This window comes from Streptomyces sp. NBC_00104 (genome assembly GCF_045160825.1).
Taxonomy (GTDB): domain Bacteria; phylum Actinomycetota; class Actinomycetes; order Streptomycetales; family Streptomycetaceae; genus Streptomyces.
In genome coordinates, this window is record NZ_CP108215.1 from 2,191,864 (window position 1) to 2,209,227 (window position 17,364).

The window sequence follows — 17,364 nt, forward strand, 5'->3', positions numbered from 1 at the left end:
GTAAGGGGCAAGGGGCACGGCGTGACCAGCCGAAACGGCCCCGTTGACGCAAGCGGGCTCCCCGCACGGAGCGCTACCGCGCGTTGAAGTACTTCGCCTCGGGGTGGTGGATCACGATCGCGTCCGTGGACTGCTCGGGATGGAGCTGGAACTCCTCCGAGAGCTGTACGCCGATCCGCTCGGGCTCCAGGAGTTCAGCGATCTTGGCGCGGTCCTCCAGGTCGGGACAGGCGCCGTAGCCGAGGGAGAAGCGGGCACCCCGGTACTTGAGGTCGAACATGTCTTCGATCGCGGCCGGGTCCTCTCCGGCGAAGCCCAGCTCCGAGCGCACCCGGGCGTGCCAGTACTCGGCGAGTGCCTCGGCCAGCTGCACGGACAGCCCGTGCAGTTCGAGGTAGTCGCGGTAGGCGTTGGCCTCGAAGAGCTTGGCGGTCTCCTCGCCGATGCGGGAGCCGACGGTGACGACCTGGAGGCCGACGACGTCCATCTCGCCGGACTCCTCCGGGCGGAAGAAGTCGGCCAGGCACAGCCGGCGGCCGCGGCGCTGGCGGGGGAAGGTGAACCGGGTCCGCTCGTTGCCGTCGTCGTCCAGGATGATCAGGTCGTCGTCCTTGGACACGCAGGGGAAGTATCCGTAGACGACGGCCGCCTCGAGCAGGTTGTCGGTCTGCAGCTTGTCCAGCAGGCCGCGCAGCCGGGGCCGGCCCTCGGTCTCGACGAGTTCCTCGTACGTCGGTCCTTCGCCGGTGCGGGCCTGCTTGAGTCCCCACTGCCCCTTGAAGAGGGCACCCTCGTCGAGCCAGGCCGCGTACTCCTTGAGCTGGATGCCCTTGACGACGCGGGTGCCCCGGAACGGGGGTGTGGGGACGGGATTGTCGGTGGCCACGTCGGAGCGGACGTGCCCCTCCTCCGGGCGCTCCTCGACCGCGGTGGCCGTGGCCGTCGCCCGTACCCGGCGCTGCCTGAGCTCGGGCAGCTTCGCGCCCGGCACGCCCCGTTTGACGCCGATCAGGGCGTCCATCAGCCGCAGCCCCTCGAACGCGTCCCGGGCGTAGCGGACCTCGCCCTCGTAGATCTCGTGCAGGTCCTGCTCGACATAGGCGCGGGTCAGGGCGGCCCCGCCGAGGATGACCGGGTAGTCGGCGGCCAGCTTGCGCTGGTTGAGCTCCTGAAGGTTCTCCTTCATGATCACCGTGGACTTGACCAGCAGCCCGGACATCCCGATCACATCGGCCCGATGCTCCTTGGCGGCGTCCAGGATCGCCGAGACCGGCTGCTTGATACCGAGATTGACCACCGTGTAGCCGTTGTTGGACAGAATGATGTCCACGAGGTTCTTGCCGATGTCATGGACGTCACCGCGCACCGTGGCCAGCACGATGGTGCCCTTGCCCTCGTCGTCGGTCTTCTCCATGTGCGGCTCCAGATGCGCCACCGCACTCTTCATGACCTCGGCGGACTGCAGCACGAACGGCAGCTGCATCTGGCCGGAGCCGAACAGCTCACCGACCACCTTCATCCCGTCCAGCAGCGTGTCGTTGACGATGTCCAGCGCCGGCCGCTCCCGCAGGGCCGCGTCCAGGTCGGCCTCCAGGCCGTTCTTCTCACCGTCGATGATGCGGCGCTTGAGACGCTCCTCCAGCGGCAGCGCCGCCAGCTCCTCGGCCTTGCCCGCCTTCAGCGACCTGGCGGTGGCGCCCTCGAACAGCGCCATCAGCTTCTGCAGCGGGTCATACCCCTCGGCCCGCCGGTCATGGATGAGGTCCAGAGCGGTGGTGACCTCCTCCTCGCTGAAGCGGGCGATCGGCAGGATCTTCGAGGCGTGCACGATCGCCGAGTCCAGGCCCGCCTTCACACACTCGTCCAGGAAGACGGAGTTCAGCAGGATCCGGGCGGCCGGGTTCAGACCGAAGGAGATGTTCGACAGCCCCAGCGTGGTCTGCACCTGCGGATGGCGGCGCTTGAGCTCACGGATCGCCTCGATGGTGGCGATACCGTCCCCGCGGGACTCCTCCTGACCGGTACAGATCGTGAAGGTCAGGGTGTCGATGAGGATGTCCGACTCGTGGATACCCCAGTTCCCGGTCAGATCCGCGATCAGCCGTTCGGCGATCTCGACCTTCTTCTGCGGGGTACGGGCCTGCCCCTCCTCGTCGATGGTCAGCGCGATCAGCGCCGCCCCGTGCTCCTGGGCGAGGCGGGTCACCCTGGCGAAGCGGGACTCGGGGCCGTCGCCGTCCTCGTAGTTGACGGAGTTGATGACGGCCCGCCCGCCGAGCTTCTCCAGCCCGGCCCGGATGACGGGCACTTCGGTGGAGTCCAGGACGATGGGCAGGGTCGAGGCGGTGGCGAACCGGCCGGCCAGCTCGGCCATGTCGGCGACGCCGTCGCGGCCCACGTAGTCGACGCAGAGGTCGAGCATGTGGGCGCCCTCACGGATCTGGTCGCGGGCCATCTCCACACAGTCGTCCCAGCGGGCCTCCAGCATCGCCTCACGGAACTTCTTCGAGCCGTTGGCGTTCGTGCGCTCGCCGATGGCCATGTACGCGGTGTCCTGGCGGAAGGGCACGCTCTGGTAGAGGGAGGCGGCGCCGGGCTCGGGGCGCGGTTCGCGGGCGGTGGGGGTGAGGTCCCGGACCCGCTCGACGACCTGGCGCAGGTGCTCGGGGGTGGTGCCGCAGCAGCCGCCTACCAGGGACAGGCCGTACTCGCGGACGAAGTTCTCCTGCGCGTCCGCCAGCTCCGGAGCGGTCAGCGGGTAGTGGGCGCCGTCCTTGGTCAGGACCGGAAGCCCGGCGTTGGGCATGCAGGACAGCTGGATGCGGGAGTGGCGGGCCAGATGGCGCAGGTGCTCGCTCATCTCCGCCGGGCCGGTCGCGCAGTTCAGGCCGATCATGTCGATGCCCAGCGGCTCCAGCGCCGTCAGCGCGGCGCCGATCTCCGAGCCCAGCAGCATGGTGCCGGTCGTCTCGACCGTCACCGAGACGATCAGGGGGACGTCGTATCCGGCCGTCTCCATCGCGCGGCGTGCGGCGATGACGGAGGCCTTCGTCTGGAGCAGGTCCTGGGTGGTCTCCACCAGGAGGGCGTCGGCGCCGCCGGCCAGCAGACCCTCGGCGTTCTGCTGGTACGCGTCACGGATGGCGGTGAAGGTGGTGTGGCCGAGGGTGGGCAGTTTGGTGCCCGGGCCGATGGAGCCCAGCACCCACCGCTGCCGGCCGTCGCGCGCGGCGAACTCGTCCGCCGTCTCCCGGGCGATGCGGGCGCCGGCCTCGGACAGCTCGGCGGTGCGTTCGGGGATGTCGTACTCACCCAGTGCGGTGAGGTTCGCGCCGAAGGTGTTGGTCTCCACGCAGTCCACACCCGCCTCGAAGTACGCGGCGTGCACCGAGCGCACGATGTCGGGGCGGGTGGCGTTGAGGACCTCGTTGCAGCCCTCCAGCTGCTGGAAGTCCTCCATGGTCGGGTCCTGCGCCTGCAGCATCGTGCCCATCGCGCCGTCGGCGACCACCACACGGGTGGCCAGCGCCTCCCGAAGCGCGTCGGATCGGGCCCGGCCGGTGGCGGCGGACGAGGAGGACGGGTTCGGCAACGAGGCCATGGAGCTGCTCCCTGGAGTGCGACGGCTGTCGGCTTTGCGGCTTCCCGTGGAAGGCGCACGCCGCAAGGGTAGCCCGGAGCGGCGCGGATGGTCAGAGGCGTCCACGGGACGGACGGGCGTGGCGTACCCGCCCGGGTGCGGTTTACTCCGACGACGAAACGAACGCCGGACACCGCTCCGCCACCGCACGGACACCTCACGATCACATGATCACCCAACGGGCACCGGACGGGCACGGGAACCTCACCGCACGGCGGGCGTGGCCGAAAAGCTGGTGACGGCCATTAGCGGGAGGTCGGCAACGACCGGTAGTGTTCGACATTGCCGAACGATGGAAGTTCAGTCGCGAACGGCGGCCGAAGGGGACGGAGGCAGGACGGGGATGGCACGGAACATCCAGTCGCTCGAACGGGCGGCCGCGATGCTGCGCCTGCTCGCGGGCGGCGAGCGGCGGCTCGGCCTGTCGGACATCGCCTCGTCGCTGGGACTCGCCAAGGGCACCGCCCACGGCATACTGCGCACGCTCCAGCACGAGGGGTTCGTCGAACAGGACGACGCCTCCGGGCGGTACCAGCTGGGGGCCGAGCTGCTGCGGCTCGGGACCACCTATCTCGACGTCCACGAGCTTCGGGCGCGTGCGCTGGTCTGGACGGACGACCTGGCCCGCTCCAGCGGCGAGAGCGTCCATCTGGGGGTGCTGCACCAGCGGGGCGTGCTGATCGTGCACCACGTCTTCCGGCCCGACGACAGCCGACAGGTCCTGGAGATAGGGGCCATGCAGCCGCTGCACTCCACGGCCCTGGGCAAGGTCCTCTCGGCCTACGACCCGGTCGCGCACAGCGAGGTCCTGGAGAGCGAGCGCAAGGCGTTCACCGAGCGGACCGTCTCCGAGTCGGCCGACTTCGAGGCCGTCCTGGACATCACCCGCGCGCGCGGGTACGCGGCCGACGTCGAGGAGACCTGGGAGGGCGTGGCATCCATCGCCGCCCCCATCCACGACCGGCGCCGTATGCCCGTCGGCGCGGTCGGCATCACCGGCGCCGTGGAGCGGCTGTGCCGCGAGGGCGAGCTGCGCCCCGAGCTGATCGCGGCCGTACGGGACTGCGCCCGCGCGGTGTCGCGGGATCTGGGCGCCGGGCGGTTCTGACGGCCGTCCGGCCGCACCTCACCTGACCGGCGAAGGCCGGGACACCCCTGCGGTGTCCCGGCCTTCGCCGTGCCGGGGTGCCCACGCGCGCGTACGCCTGTCGCGTCGGCGTGGGCACCCATAGCAGCCATCTCAAGATCGATAAGCCACTTCGATCAATAACGATCGTGTTTTCGACAACAGGACCCTTGACTAGGCACTCACGCCACAGCAAGACTCCCGTCCATCGGTCGGCATTGTCGAACACCTACCGGCAATACGCGCTAGAGTGTCACGACGCCAAGGGCCGACATCGCTCTCAGCCAACGAGAGCACGAACCACCGGTGGGACCCGGGGTTCGGCTTCCCCTGGACGAAGGACAAAGGAGTCGCGGGTGTCCAGCTCCGACATCTTCATCGGCGAGACCATCGGTACCGCCATACTCATCCTGCTCGGCGGCGGCGTCTGCGCGGCCGTCACGCTCAAGGCCTCCAAGGCCCGTAACGCCGGTTGGCTCGCCATCACCTTCGGGTGGGGTTTTGCCGTTCTCACGGCCGTCTACACCTCCGCGCCGCTCTCCGGCGCCCACCTGAACCCGGCCGTGACCCTCGCCCTCGCGCTGAAGAAGAAGGGCATCGGCTGGGACCAGGTCCCGGTCTACTGGAGCGGGCAGATGCTCGGCGCCATGATCGGCGCCGCCCTGGTCTGGGTCGCCTACTACGGCCAGTTCCGCGCCCACCTCACCGACCGGGAGATCGTCGGCGAGCCGGCGGAGGCCGCCAGGACCAAGTCCGTCGAGGCCCGGGAGACCGGCGCCGGCCCCGTGCTCGGCATCTTCTCCACCGGCCCCGAGATCCGTAACGCGGTACAGAACACCGCCACCGAGGTCATCGGCACCATCGTGCTCGTCCTGGCGGTCCTCACGCAGGGCCTGAACGGCGAGGGCAAGGGACTCGGCACCCTCGGCGCCCTGATCACCGCACTCGTGGTGGTCTCCATCGGTCTGTCCCTCGGTGGCCCGACCGGTTACGCGATCAACCCGGCCCGTGACCTCGGTCCGCGTATCGTCCACGCCCTTCTGCCCCTGCCCAACAAGGGCGGCTCCGACTGGAGCTACGCCTGGGTCCCGGTGGTCGGTCCCCTGATCGGCGCAGCCATCGCTGCAGGCATCTACAACGTCGCCTTCGCTTAAGAGCACCGAGCCGCCGATCCCGGAAACCCCGTGATCCCGCGAAACGCTCAGCACGCGCCGTACGTACATCCCTTTGACCAGTGAACTTTCAGGAGCACACCGTGACCGACGCCCACACCGCCGGCCCTTTCATCGCCGCCATCGACCAGGGCACCACCTCCAGCCGCTGCATCGTCTTCGACCGCGACGGACGTATCGTCTCCGTCGACCAGAAGGAGCACGAGCAGATCTTCCCGAAGCCGGGCTGGGTCGAGCACAACGCCACCGAGATCTGGACGAACGTCCAGGAGGTCGTCGCCGGGGCCATCGAGAAGGCCGGCATCACCCGCGACGACATCAAGGCCATCGGCATCACCAACCAGCGCGAGACCACGCTGCTCTGGGACAAGAACACCGGTGAGCCCGTCCACAACGCCATCGTCTGGCAGGACACCCGTACCGACGCCCTCTGCCGCGAGCTCGGCCGCAACGTCGGCCAGGACCGCTTCCGCCGCGAGACCGGCCTGCCGCTGGCCTCGTACTTCGCCGGCCCGAAGGCCCGCTGGCTGCTCGACAACGTCGAGGGCCTGCGCGAGCGCGCCGAAGCCGGCGACATCCTCTTCGGCACCATGGACAGCTGGGTCATCTGGAACCTGACGGGCGGTGTCGACGGCGGCCACCACGTCACCGACGTCACCAACGCCTCCCGCACCATGCTGATGAACCTGCACACGCTGGAGTGGGACGAGAAGATCGCCGAGTCCATCGGCGTTCCGCTGTCGATGCTCCCGGAGATCCGCTCCTCCGCCGAGGTGTACGGCGAGGTCACCGGCGGCAGGCTCGGCGACCTGCTCGGCGGCATCCCGGTCGCCTCCGCGCTCGGCGACCAGCAGGCGGCCCTGTTCGGCCAGACGTGTTTCGCCGAGGGCGAGGCCAAGTCCACGTACGGCACCGGCACGTTCATGCTGCTGAACACCGGCGAGAAGATCATCAACTCCTACAGCGGCCTGCTGACCACGGTCGGCTACCGGATCGGCGACCAGAAGCCGGTCTACGCGCTGGAGGGCTCGATCGCCGTCACCGGTTCGCTGGTGCAGTGGATGCGCGACCAGATGGGGCTCATCTCCACCGCCGCCGAGATCGAGACGCTCGCGCTCTCGGTCGAGGACAACGGCGGCGCGTACTTCGTGCCGGCCTTCTCCGGTCTGTTCGCCCCGTACTGGCGCTCCGACGCCCGCGGTGTGATCGCCGGTCTCACCCGGTACGTCACCAAGGCGCACCTCGCGCGCGCCGTCCTGGAGGCCACCGCCTGGCAGACCCGTGAGATCACGGACGCCATGACCAAGGACTCGGGCGTCGAGCTCGCGGCCCTCAAGGTCGACGGCGGCATGACCTCCAACAACCTGCTGATGCAGACCCTCTCGGACTTCCTCGACGCCCCCGTGGTGCGCCCGATGGTCGCCGAGACCACCTGCCTCGGCGCCGCCTACGCCGCCGGTCTCGCCGTCGGCTTCTGGACCAACACCGACGACCTGCGCGCCAACTGGCGGCGGGCCGCCGAGTGGACCCCCCGCATGGACGCGGAGACCCGTGACCGTGAGTACAAGAGCTGGCTCAAGGCCGTCGAGCGGACCATGGGCTGGCTCGAGGACGAGAGCTGAGAAGGAGCCCGCGAAGGCTCCGGCACCGGCTCTGATGAGGAGTAAGAACCACACATGACCAGTCAGACCACCCTGCAGACCCTGCCTGCCCTGGGGACGCGCCCGGCGTCCGGCTCGAACCCGAGCCGTGCCGAGACCCGGGAGCAGCTCGCCAAGGCGTCGTACGACCTCCTCGTGATCGGCGGCGGCATCCTGGGTATCTCCACCGCCTGGCACGCCGCGCAGTCCGGGCTCAGGGTGGCCCTGGTCGACGCCGGCGACTTCGCCGGCGCCACCTCCTCCGCCTCCTCCAAGCTGCTCCACGGCGGTCTGCGCTACCTGCAGACCGGCGCGGTGAAGCTGGTGGCGGAGAACCACTTCGAGCGCCGTGCGGTCTCCCGCCAGGTGGCCCCCCACCTGGCGAATCCGCTCACGTTCTACCTCCCCGTGTACAAGGGCGGGCCGCACGGCGCGGCGAAGCTCGGGGCGGGCGTCTTCGCCTACTCCGCGCTGTCGGCGTTCGGTGACGGCGTGGGCCACCTGCTCTCCCCCGCCAAGGCGGCGCAGGACGTCCCCGAGCTGCGCACCGACAACCTCAAGGCCGTGGCCGTGTACGGCGACGACCAGATGAACGACTCCCGGATGGCGCTGATGACGGTCCGCGCGGCCGTCGAGTCCGGCGCGGTGGTGCTGAACCACGCCGAGGTCACCGGGCTGCGCTTCACCAGGGGCCGGGTGACCGGTGCCGAGCTGCGCGACCGTCTCTCCGGCGACGAGTTCGGGGTGAGCGCCCGGCTGGTGCTGAACGCGACCGGGCCGTGGGTGGACCACCTGCGCAAGCTGGAGGACCCGAACGCGGCCCCGTCCATCCGGCTGTCCAAGGGCGCGCACCTGGTGCTGAAGCGGACGGCTCCGTGGAAGGCCGCGCTCGCCACCCCCATAGACAAGTACCGCATCACCTTCGCCCTCCCCTGGGAGGACATGCTGCTGCTGGGCACCACCGACGAGGTGTACGAGGGCGACCCGGCGGACGTCGCGGTCAACGACAAGGACATAGCCCAGATCCTGGACGAGGCCGCGTTCTCCATCCGGGACCAGCAGCTCGACCGTGACCTGATCACGTACGCCTTCGCCGGTCTGCGCGTGCTGCCCGGCGGGCCCGGCGACACCGCCAAGGCCAAGCGGGAGACGGTCGTCACCGAGGGCCGGGGCGGCATGCTGTCCGTCGCGGGCGGCAAGTGGACGACCTTCCGGCACATCGGCCGCACGATCATGAAGAAGCTGGAGGCGCTGCCGGGCCACCCGCTGGGCGAGGACTTCGAGCCGGTCTCCACGCTGCCGAAGAAGCTGCCCCTGCCGGGTGTCGCCAACCCGCGCGCGGTCGCCCACCGGCTGCTGGTGGACCGCCCCGCGCCCGGCCCCCGCATGGGCGCCGACACCGCGCGCCACCTGGCCACGCACTACGGGTCGCTCGCCTTCGACATCGCCCGCCTCGCCAACGAGAACCCCGAGCTGGGCGAGCGCGTCCACCCCGACGCCCCCGAGATCTGGGCGCAGGTCGTCTACGCCCGCGACACCGAGTGGGCCGAGACGGTGGACGACGTGCTCCGCCGCCGGACGACGCTGACGATACGGGGACTGGCGACGGACAAGGTCCAGGCGAAGGTGCAGGGCCTGCTCGACAAGAAGTAACCGGGTTTCGGTGCCGGCCCCTCCCCCTGACCGGGGCCGGCACCGAACGGAAAGGGGCGGCTCCACACCGACTCGGCGGTGGAGCCGCCCCTTCTGCATACCGTCGGATCGTCTTCCCGCGCCGCGCCCTCTCTGGGATGATCAACGGTCATGAACGGGGCGAAAGAACTACACCAGTTGTTCGAGAGATGGGCGCGGGAGACTCCGCACCGGCCCGCGGTGGTCACCCGAGGAGCGCGGCTCACCTACGGGACGCTGGAGGTCCGGGCCAACCGGCTGGCCCGCCATCTGCTGCACCGGGGGCTCGGTCCGGGTGACACCGTGGCCGTGTGCCTCTCCCGGCTGCCGGATCTGCTGGTCGCCGTGGTCGGCGTGCTCAAGGCGGGCGGGGCCTTCGCCGTGGTGGACCCGCGGCAGCCGACCGGGGAGATCGGGCGGTGGCTGGAGCTGGCAGAGGCGAACACCGTACTGACGTACGAACAGTTCAGGCCGGGCGTCGACGACGGCACCGGCCGTCGCGTCGTCTGTCTGGACGCCGACGCCGACCTCGTCGACGCGCACTCCCCCGAGCCTCCTTCCGCGCCCTGCGGGCCGACGGCCGCGGTGCTGTTCACCGCCGGCACGACGGGGCGGGCGCGGCCCGTCGACGCGGCACACCGGCGGCTGCGCGCCGCGTACGAGTCCTGGGCCGAGGTGTTCGGCCTGCGGCCCTCCGACGTCCATCTGGTGACCGCGCCGACCGACACCGCCGCCTTCACCTACGGCTGGATACGGGCGCTGTGCTCCGGTGGCACACTGGTGCTGCCGGAGAGCGAGATCGGGCCGACGCTGTGGGGTCAGTCGTTCGCCGAGGGCGTCACGGTGCTCGACACCGACCCGCTCACGGCCCGGCTGCTGCTCGACAGGTCCGCGCCGCCCGCGGGGCTGCGTCTGGTGGCGGTCGGCGGGGAGCGGCTCTTCCTCGACGAGCAGGTGCGGCTCCAGGGGCGGATGGCACCGGGGGCCCGGCTGCTCCAGGTGTACGGGACCGTGGAGGTCGTGGGCTGCGGCACCTGGTTCGAGACGGACCAATGGTCCGGCCCAGTGGCGGAAGCCGGCCAGGTGAGTCTGCTCGGCCGCCCGTTTCCCGGCTGCCGGGCCGAGGTCCGCAAGGGCCAGATCTGGCTGACGCCCCCCGGCGACCCCGCCGACGCCGACGCCCTGCCCACCGGTGACGCCGGCACCATGGGAGAGGACGGTCTGCTGCGGTTCGCCGGTCGGCTGGCGCACCGGGTCACCGTCCGCGGCCGTACGGTCGATCCGCACCGGGCCGAGGCCGCGCTGGCCACCCACCCCGAGATCCGGGAGACCGCGATCACCGTCGTGGACGACGACCGGCTGGTCGCCTACGTCGTGCCCGGGACCCCCACCGCCGCCCCGGGCGCCGAGACGGTGCGTACCCATCTGGCAGGTGTGGTGCCGGACCCGGAGATCCCGGTGTCGGTGGTGAACATGGGTGCCCTGCCCCGTAATCGGGCCGGGAAGGTCGACCGCCGTCTGCTGCCACTGCCCGCGCAGCGCGGGGCGTACGGCGGGAAGGGCGGTAAGGGAGGCGGAGCACCGGGGCACCCGGAGGCGGCCCTCAGGGTGACGGGGTGCGCGATGCTGGTCGTGGTCCTGCCGCTGGCCGCGCTGCTCACCGACGTGTTCTGGCCGGGCTCCACCGACCTCACCCACGTTCCCGCGCCGTGGTCGTGGCTCTTCCGCGGTCTGTACCTCGCCGAGCTGCTGGCCTTCTGCGCGGGCCTGGCCTTCCTGTTCGCCGGGCGCCCGCTGATGCGCGACCAGGGCCGCTCGGCCGACCTGACGACGGCGGCGCATCTGGGCATCGTCTGGCTGCTGGTGTCCTGGTGGCCGCAGGACAACCTCTACCGGCTCGCCGCGAAGGACGACTGGGAGCGGCAGGCGGCGCTGGTGTACGCCTTCAACGTGCCGTTGATGATCGCGGCGGCGGTCGTGGCGGTGTTCGTGACGCGGCGCCCCGAACCCGCGGCCACGGAGTGACCCCCGGTCCCGCGCCCGGGACGTGATCAGCCGGTACGGGTCCTAGCTAGGAAAGGAACATCCGCCCGGTGTCCTGGGCGGCGGTACGCACCAACGCCTCGGCGGCGTCGAGGCGTTCACGGGTGTGCGCGGCCAGGACGACGCCGAGCCGGGGGGCCGGTTCGAAGGCGGCGGTAGGGATCGAGGGCACCAGGACGGCGTCGATGCCGCCGCACCGCCTCGCCGTCTCCCTCAGGAAGGCGGACAGTTCGGGGCCGGGCAGCCGGGCGCCGAGCGGGACGTGGTCGACGGTGCGGACGAGGTGGTCGCCCCCTCGGATCTCGTCGAGCCGCGCCTTGACCATGAAGGCGACGGACGGGCCCGTCATCCGGAGGTTGATCTCGGTGGGTGCCGGACGGCCGTCGGAGCCGGTCACGAAGTCGACGTCGAACCACCCCCGGTACCCACTCGCGGCGATCCGCTCCCCCACGGCCCTACCGAAGCGCGCCACGGTCCCGGTGAGCGGTGGCGGCACGACACCGGGGCCGACGGTGGCGCCCCGGTAGGCGGTGCCCTCGACGTCCATGACGGCGACACCCACCTCGTGCACCCGGCCTTCCGCGTCCACCAGTCCGTCGAAGGTCAGGTCCCGGGGCTCGGTCGCCCCGGAGACGAACTCCTCCAGAAGCAGGGGCCCGCGCGGCAGCGAAGACGCCCTGAACCCGTGGTTCCGTATCACCCAGGTACCGGATCCTCCGGCGCCGTGCTCGGTCTTCACGACGGTGGCACGCCCCGCGCGGCTCCGCGTCCTGAGCAGTCGCGCCGCCGCGCGCCGGGTCGCCGCCCGCCACTGTTCGGGCACTCTGATCCCCGGGTGGGCCGGTGCGAGCCGGGTGAACAGCTCGTGCGAGGCCCGCTTGGACTCGTACCGCAGAGCGTCGGGGCCCAGTGGCTCGCCGGTGAGTTCCGCGAAGGCGGGGGTGCGGCCCCACGGCACAAGGGGCAGGCCGAGGGACTTCAGCCGCTCGGCGAGCGCGGGGCGCGACAGGACGGCCCGGCTGAGATCGCCCGCCCGCTCGCGCGACAGGCCGTCGTACACCTCCACGGGGCCCCAGCCCAGGACGCCGCCGACCAGGTCGATCCAGTCGGGCGGGACCTCCCGGGGCAGGATCAGCGCGGCCGGGTGGGGCGAGATGAAGGCGGCCAGACAGGAGTAGTGCGCGGCCTCGGTGGAGGCGGGGCCGAACTGGGACTGGAACTCGGCGACGTTGCCGAGGTGGATCGCGCGACGGCCCTCCGTCCAGGCGTACGTCCAGCCGTCGCCCGGGGTCGCGAAGAGCACGTCCAGGAGGGGCAGTTCACGCCCCTCGACCGAGCCGGAGGGGGTGTCTCCGCAAGGTCGGGCACCCATCCGGCGGTAGAACGGCTCCGCGTGCGGGTCCGACTCGATGGTGATCCGCGTGAATCCGAGCGCGCGGGCGGTTCCCATCACGTGGGAGTACAGCGCGCGGCCCACCCCGCGCCCGATGGCGTGGGGCTCGACGAAGCAGAGACCCAGACGTCCGTGGGGTGCCGTGCCCTCCAGGGAGGCGGCACCGAGCATCCCGAGCGCCTCGTCCTCGGCGACGACGATCCGGCGGTCGTCGATCTCGTCCGCCCGGATGGTGAGTTCCTCCCGGCATGCCGCCAGGAACTCCGCGTCGTAGCCCCAGTGCGCCTTCGAGCGCACGACCAGCTCGGTCAGCGCCGTCGCCTCGTCGGCCCGCGCGGGTCTGATCCGCACCTCCACCCCGTGCCTCCTGACGCCGGATCGGATGATCAGACTAGGACGTGGGCGCGGCGGCTTCGGGAGGCGGCGCCTTCCGACGCCCTCGGGCGAGCGGGGCCACAACCGCCCGTACCGCGTCCATTTTCGTCAACTCCTCACGGCGGACACCGAGTTCGCGCACGGCGCGGGCGGGCCCGGTGCGATCCCGCTGTTCCGGGAGCCGGCGGACGCGCGGGTCCGCACGTTCCCGCGGTTCGGCACGGCGGGCGCGATGAAGCCGGGGATCGGCGACGGTGACGGCGACCTCGTCATCGCCGAGGCCGCCGTACGCGACGACGGTGTGACCCAGCGGTTGCTGCCGCCCGAGTCCCCCGCGGTCTCCGTCCCCGAGGCGGTCCTCGCGCTCCAGCGCGCCGCCCGCGAGGTGGGAGCGCCGCATCATCGGGGCATCGTAGGGACGAGGGCGGCCTTCCGGCCCGGACTCATTGCGCTCGACGCGTACGACCGGGCCGGGCTCGCGGCCATCGAGAGGGAACTTGGGCTGCGGGATCGCCCCGGTGCCCCGGCTGCTGAGCGCGGGCGTCACGGTGGGGCTGGGCACGGACGGAGCGGTCAGCTCCAACACGCTGGACGTGCTGGGTGCCGTACGGCAGGCCGCGCTGGTGCACAAGGCGGCCGGCGGTCCCACGGCGGTCGGCGCCGAACAGGCGGTACGCATGGCGACGATCGAGGGCGCCCGCGCGCTGGGGCTCGGCGACCACCGGGGCTCCCTGGAGCCGGGCAAGCGGGCCGACCTGATCGTGCTCGACCTGGGCGGACCGCATCTGCGACCGCGCCACGACCCGTGGTCCACCCTCGCCTACGCCGCACACGCGGCGGCCGTACGCGACACGGTCGTCGAGGGGAAGGTGCTGATGCGGGACCGCGTCCTGGCCACCCTCGACGAGGCCGCGGCCCTGGCCGACCTGGAGGCTTTGGCCTGATAGTGCCGAGAGAGCCGCCATAATGGCCTGAGACATCGGATGTCTGAACGACAGGGAGGGTCCGCCATGGCAGTCACCGACGAGGCGATCGAAAAAATCAAGGGCATGATCGTCTCCGGCGCGCTGCGCCCCGGCGACCGGCTTCCGAAGGAGAGCGAGCTCGCCGCCGATCTCGGGCTGTCCCGCAACTCCCTGCGCGAGGCCGTGCGCGCCCTGTCCTTGATCCGCATCCTGGACGTACGGCAGGGCGACGGCACCTATGTGACCAGCCTGGATCCCCAACTCCTGCTCGAGGCGCTGAGTTTCGTCGTCGACTTCCACCGCGACGACACGGTCCTGGAGTTCCTCGCCGTGCGCCGCATACTGGAGCCGGCGGCGACGGCGATGGCCGCCCTGAAGATCAGCGAGCAGCAACTGGACGCGCTGAGCTCCCAGCTGGACAAGCTCGGCACCGACCCGTCGGTGGAGGAGCTGGTCGCCTGCGACCTGGAGTTCCACAGGGGCATCGTGCAGAGTTCCGGGAACTCCGTGCTCTGTTCGCTCCTTGACGGTCTGTCGGGCCCGACGACGCGGGCCCGCATCTGGCGCGGACTGACCCAGGAGGACGCCGTCAGCCAGACCCTGCACGAACATCGAGCCATCCTGGCGGCCCTCCGCGACCGCGACGCCGACGCCGCGCGTTCCTGGGCGACGGTGCACATCGCGAGCGTGGAGCAGTGGCTGCGGTCGTCGCTGTGAGAAGTCGATCACTTGAGCCCCGAGGGCCGACGCGTGTTTGAGCCGTCCGAACGGGGCATTGATCCGTTCACTCCCCCGTGCAAGGGGGCTGCGGAGGGCTCCTCGGCACGCCGTAAGGTTGGGGCGTACGCGAGGGCACGTCGGAAGGAGGCGCTGGGTGATCGAGCTGGAGGGGGTTCCCGAGCTGATCGACCCAGTGATGGTGGCCGCGTTCGAAGGCTGGAACGACGCCGGCGACGCCGCCTCCACCGCGGTCGCGCATCTGGACCGGGAATGGAAGGGCGAGGTGTTCGCGGCACTGGACGCCGAGGACTACTACGACTTCCAGGTGAACCGTCCCACGGTGTGGCTGGACGGTGGCGTACGGAAGATCACCTGGCCGACGACACGGCTGTCGGTGGTCAGGGTCGGCGGCGACAAGCCCCGTGATCTCGTCCTCGTCCGGGGCATCGAACCGTCGATGCGCTGGCGCTCGTTCTGCAACGAACTGCTGGGCTTCGCCCACGAACTGGGCGTGGAGCTGGTGGTCGTCCTGGGCGCGCTGCTCGGCGACACCCCGCACACACGTCCGGTCCCGGTCAGCGGTGTCACGTCCGACCCGGACCTCGCGCAGCGGATGGATCTGGAGGAGACCAAGTACGAGGGCCCCACGGGCATCGTCGGCATCCTCCAGGAGGCGTGCACGCACGCGGGCGTCCCGGCGGTCTCGCTCTGGGCCGCGGTGCCGCACTACGTGTCGCAGCCGCCGAACCCGAAGGCGACGCTGGCCCTCCTGAACCGGCTGGAGGACCTCATCGACGTGCGCATCCCGCTGGGCGAGCTGCCCGAGGACGCGCGCGCCTGGCAGGTGGGCGTGGACCAGCTGGCGGCGGAGGACAGCGAGGTCGCCGAGTACGTGCAGACGCTGGAGGAGGCCCGGGACACGGCGGAGCTGCCGGAGGCGTCGGGCGAGGCGATCGCTCGCGAGTTCGAGCGGTACCTCCGGCGCCGCGACGGTGGTGGCGGCCCCGCCGGACCGGCAGGGGGGCACGCCACGGCCGACGGGGGTGACACGGGGCCCGGCGCGTGGAATCCGAAGGACAACCCCGGTGGCCGTCCGCGTCCGCCGAAGCCGACTCGGCCGGAGGCCACGGACGAGACCGTGGACGGGCCCGTGGACGAGGACGAGGATTCGTCGGACGACTGAGACGCCGGATTTCGACGGGTGACACCGCGCGGGATCCGCGGGATCCGCGGGCTCGTCGTGGCTGGTCACGCGGTCCCCCCGCGCCCCTGGGAAGCAGCAGGGACGCGGGGGGACCGATGTCTACACGACACCCCTCTTCACCGCGACCACCGCGTACGTCGTGTCCGGGGTCGGGGTCGTCGTGAAGCGGGCGTTGGGCAGGTAGAGGCGGTTCTTGTGGGCCGCGACCGTGGTCGGGACGTCGAAGTCGGAGACCGTGAGGCGGCCCTCGAAGACGCCGCTGCGGCCGTCGTCGGCGAGCTTGAACACGTCGATCGCGTTCTGGCGGTTCTGGACGGCATAGAGCCGCCGGCCGAGGAGCAGCAGGCCGTCGCCGTTGCTGAGGGGCGCCGCGTCACCGAGGTCGACGAGCTCGGTGCCCCCGGTCCTCGGGTTCACCCGGTGGAGGCCGCCGACTCCGGACTGGACGACCAGGAGGGCCTTGCCGTCAGGAGTGCCGGTGATGCCGTTGGCGTTGACGGCCCCGCCGGGGACCTGGGTCCAGTCGCCGCTCAGGGTGACCGTCACGACCTCGTTCGCCTTCGGCAGCCGGCCGTCGTGGCCGAGCGGCAGGGCGTACAGGGCGGGCTGGAACGAGTCGGTGAACCAGGCGGCACGCGGGGTGAGGAAGACGTCGTTCGCGAAGGTCGGCGTCTTCGTGGTGAGCGTGTACGACGCGATGATCTCGCCGGTACGGACGTCCACCACCCGGGCGCCCTGACCCCGCCCGGCGACGAACAGCCGCCCCCGGTCGTCGAGTTTGAGCCCGACGGAGGGCGTACCGGGGCCCGCGGAGATGATGCCGCCCTCGCCGGTGCGCAGGTCGGCGCGGTAGATCGAGCCGTCGCCGAGGGAGCCCAGGTAGGCGTAGGGGCCGCCGCCGATGGTGATGCCCTCGGGGCGGAAGCCGTTGGGCAGGGGGATGACGTCGGGCCAGGTGTCCCCGGAGGCGGAGGCTTTCGCGGAGGCGGTCGCGGCCGAGGCCCCGAAGAGCAGCGCGCCTGCGGTGGCGGCCGAGGTCGTGAGCAGTCTGCGCCGACTGAGGTGACGAGCGGAGGAGGAATGCGGGGGTTGCGGGGGAGCCACTGTGCGTCCCTTCCACGAAGGAACCGGCAGCCGGCCGGTCCGGCTTCAACTGATGTCTGTCACCCCATCACATGCCGACCGGCCCTGCAGCCCTTCGACGATCGACCGACAGCGCCTTGACAGCGGCGGGAGCGCTTCTGGGCGGATTGTGGCGTGACCTCCGGTGTGGCCGACGGCCGCGCCGGCATCGGCCATCCGCTCCAGGGGCGGCCGCGCGCCGGACCTCCCCCGCCGGCGGCGGGCCTGCGCGGGGTACGGATCGTGGAGCCGACCGCGGGTTCCGAGTCCTCGTGAAGGGACGAAGGGCGCTT

Annotated in this window: 11 protein-coding genes and 2 pseudogenes; 10 read left to right on the forward strand and 3 right to left on the reverse strand. The window is 71.2% G+C overall.

What is annotated here, in order from left to right; translation table 11 throughout:
* Positions 1-73: 73 nt before the first annotated feature.
* Positions 74-3,601 (reverse strand): methionine synthase, encoded by a 3,528-nt coding sequence (gene metH / locus OG272_RS09530; protein WP_328507566.1) that lies wholly within the window; start codon positions 3,599-3,601, stop codon positions 74-76.
* Positions 3,602-3,983: 382 nt separating this feature from the next.
* On the opposite strand from metH, the gene OG272_RS09535 reads away from it, so the two are divergent.
* From OG272_RS09535 to OG272_RS09555, 5 genes are all read left to right on the forward strand, one after another.
* Positions 3,984-4,748 (forward strand): IclR family transcriptional regulator, encoded by a 765-nt coding sequence (locus tag OG272_RS09535; protein WP_326583953.1) that lies wholly within the window; start codon positions 3,984-3,986, stop codon positions 4,746-4,748.
* Between the two features lie 374 nt (positions 4,749-5,122).
* A complete protein-coding gene (locus tag OG272_RS09540; protein ID WP_405893069.1) occupies positions 5,123-5,920 on the forward strand; it encodes an MIP/aquaporin family protein in 798 nt (265 codons plus the stop codon).
* 101 nt (positions 5,921-6,021) lie between these two features.
* A complete protein-coding gene (glpK, locus tag OG272_RS09545; protein WP_327730480.1) occupies positions 6,022-7,560 on the forward strand; it encodes a glycerol kinase GlpK in 1,539 nt (512 codons plus the stop codon).
* A 54-nt stretch (positions 7,561-7,614) separates the two neighbouring features.
* Positions 7,615-9,231: an FAD-dependent oxidoreductase gene (locus OG272_RS09550; protein WP_405893070.1), complete on the forward strand. Its 1,617-nt coding sequence runs from the start codon at positions 7,615-7,617 to the stop codon at positions 9,229-9,231.
* Positions 9,232-9,381: 150 nt separating this feature from the next.
* Entirely contained in the window at positions 9,382-11,274 is a 1,893-nt protein-coding gene (locus OG272_RS09555; RefSeq protein ID WP_327730479.1) for an AMP-binding protein, read from the forward strand.
* 46 nt (positions 11,275-11,320) lie between these two features.
* Here the strand turns inward: OG272_RS09555 and OG272_RS09560 are convergent, their stop codons facing one another.
* Positions 11,321-13,042 (reverse strand): GNAT family N-acetyltransferase, encoded by a 1,722-nt coding sequence (locus tag OG272_RS09560; protein WP_327730478.1) that lies wholly within the window; start codon positions 13,040-13,042, stop codon positions 11,321-11,323.
* Positions 13,043-13,187: 145 nt separating this feature from the next.
* Between OG272_RS09560 and OG272_RS09565 the strand changes: the two are divergent.
* The 4 genes and pseudogenes from OG272_RS09565 to OG272_RS09580 form a co-directional block, all read left to right on the forward strand.
* Positions 13,188-13,559, forward strand: a pseudogene (locus tag OG272_RS09565) (purine-nucleoside phosphorylase); the annotation flags it as partial.
* Positions 13,492-14,004, forward strand: a pseudogene (locus OG272_RS09570) (amidohydrolase family protein); the annotation flags it as partial. The pseudogenes OG272_RS09565 and OG272_RS09570, both read left to right, overlap by 68 nt.
* 66 nt (positions 14,005-14,070) lie before the next feature.
* Complete coding sequence (locus OG272_RS09575) at positions 14,071-14,742, forward strand: FadR/GntR family transcriptional regulator (RefSeq protein ID WP_326583947.1); 672 nt, start codon at positions 14,071-14,073, stop codon at positions 14,740-14,742.
* Between the two features lie 157 nt (positions 14,743-14,899).
* On the forward strand, positions 14,900-15,928 hold the full coding sequence (locus OG272_RS09580; protein WP_327730477.1) for a PAC2 family protein: 1,029 nt from the start codon (positions 14,900-14,902) through the stop codon (positions 15,926-15,928).
* A 120-nt stretch (positions 15,929-16,048) separates the two neighbouring features.
* On the opposite strand, the gene OG272_RS09585 is transcribed toward OG272_RS09580, so the two are convergent.
* Positions 16,049-17,053: a superoxide dismutase gene (locus OG272_RS09585; RefSeq protein WP_327730476.1), complete on the reverse strand. Its 1,005-nt coding sequence runs from the start codon at positions 17,051-17,053 to the stop codon at positions 16,049-16,051.
* A gap of 153 nt (positions 17,054-17,206) precedes the next feature.
* Here OG272_RS09585 and OG272_RS09590 point away from each other — a divergent pair, with 153 nt between their 5' ends.
* Positions 17,207-17,347 carry a hypothetical protein gene (locus tag OG272_RS09590; RefSeq protein WP_405893071.1) on the forward strand — a complete coding sequence of 47 codons (141 nt, stop codon included), beginning with the start codon at positions 17,207-17,209 and terminating at the stop codon, positions 17,345-17,347.
* Positions 17,348-17,364: the final 17 nt, after the last annotated feature.

Excerpts from the sequence above, each read along its gene's own strand:
- OG272_RS09575 (WP_326583947.1), top strand. The coding sequence starts at position 14,071 with ATGGCAGTCACCGACGAGGCGATCGAAAAAATCAAGGGCATGATCGTC.
- OG272_RS09535 (WP_326583953.1), top strand. The coding sequence starts at position 3,984 with ATGGCACGGAACATCCAGTCGCTCGAACGGGCGGCCGCGATGCTGCGC.
- OG272_RS09550 (WP_405893070.1), top strand. The coding sequence starts at position 7,615 with ATGACCAGTCAGACCACCCTGCAGACCCTGCCTGCCCTGGGGACGCGC.
- OG272_RS09555 (WP_327730479.1), top strand. The coding sequence starts at position 9,382 with ATGAACGGGGCGAAAGAACTACACCAGTTGTTCGAGAGATGGGCGCGG.
- metH (WP_328507566.1), bottom strand. The coding sequence starts at position 3,601 with ATGGCCTCGTTGCCGAACCCGTCCTCCTCGTCCGCCGCCACCGGCCGG.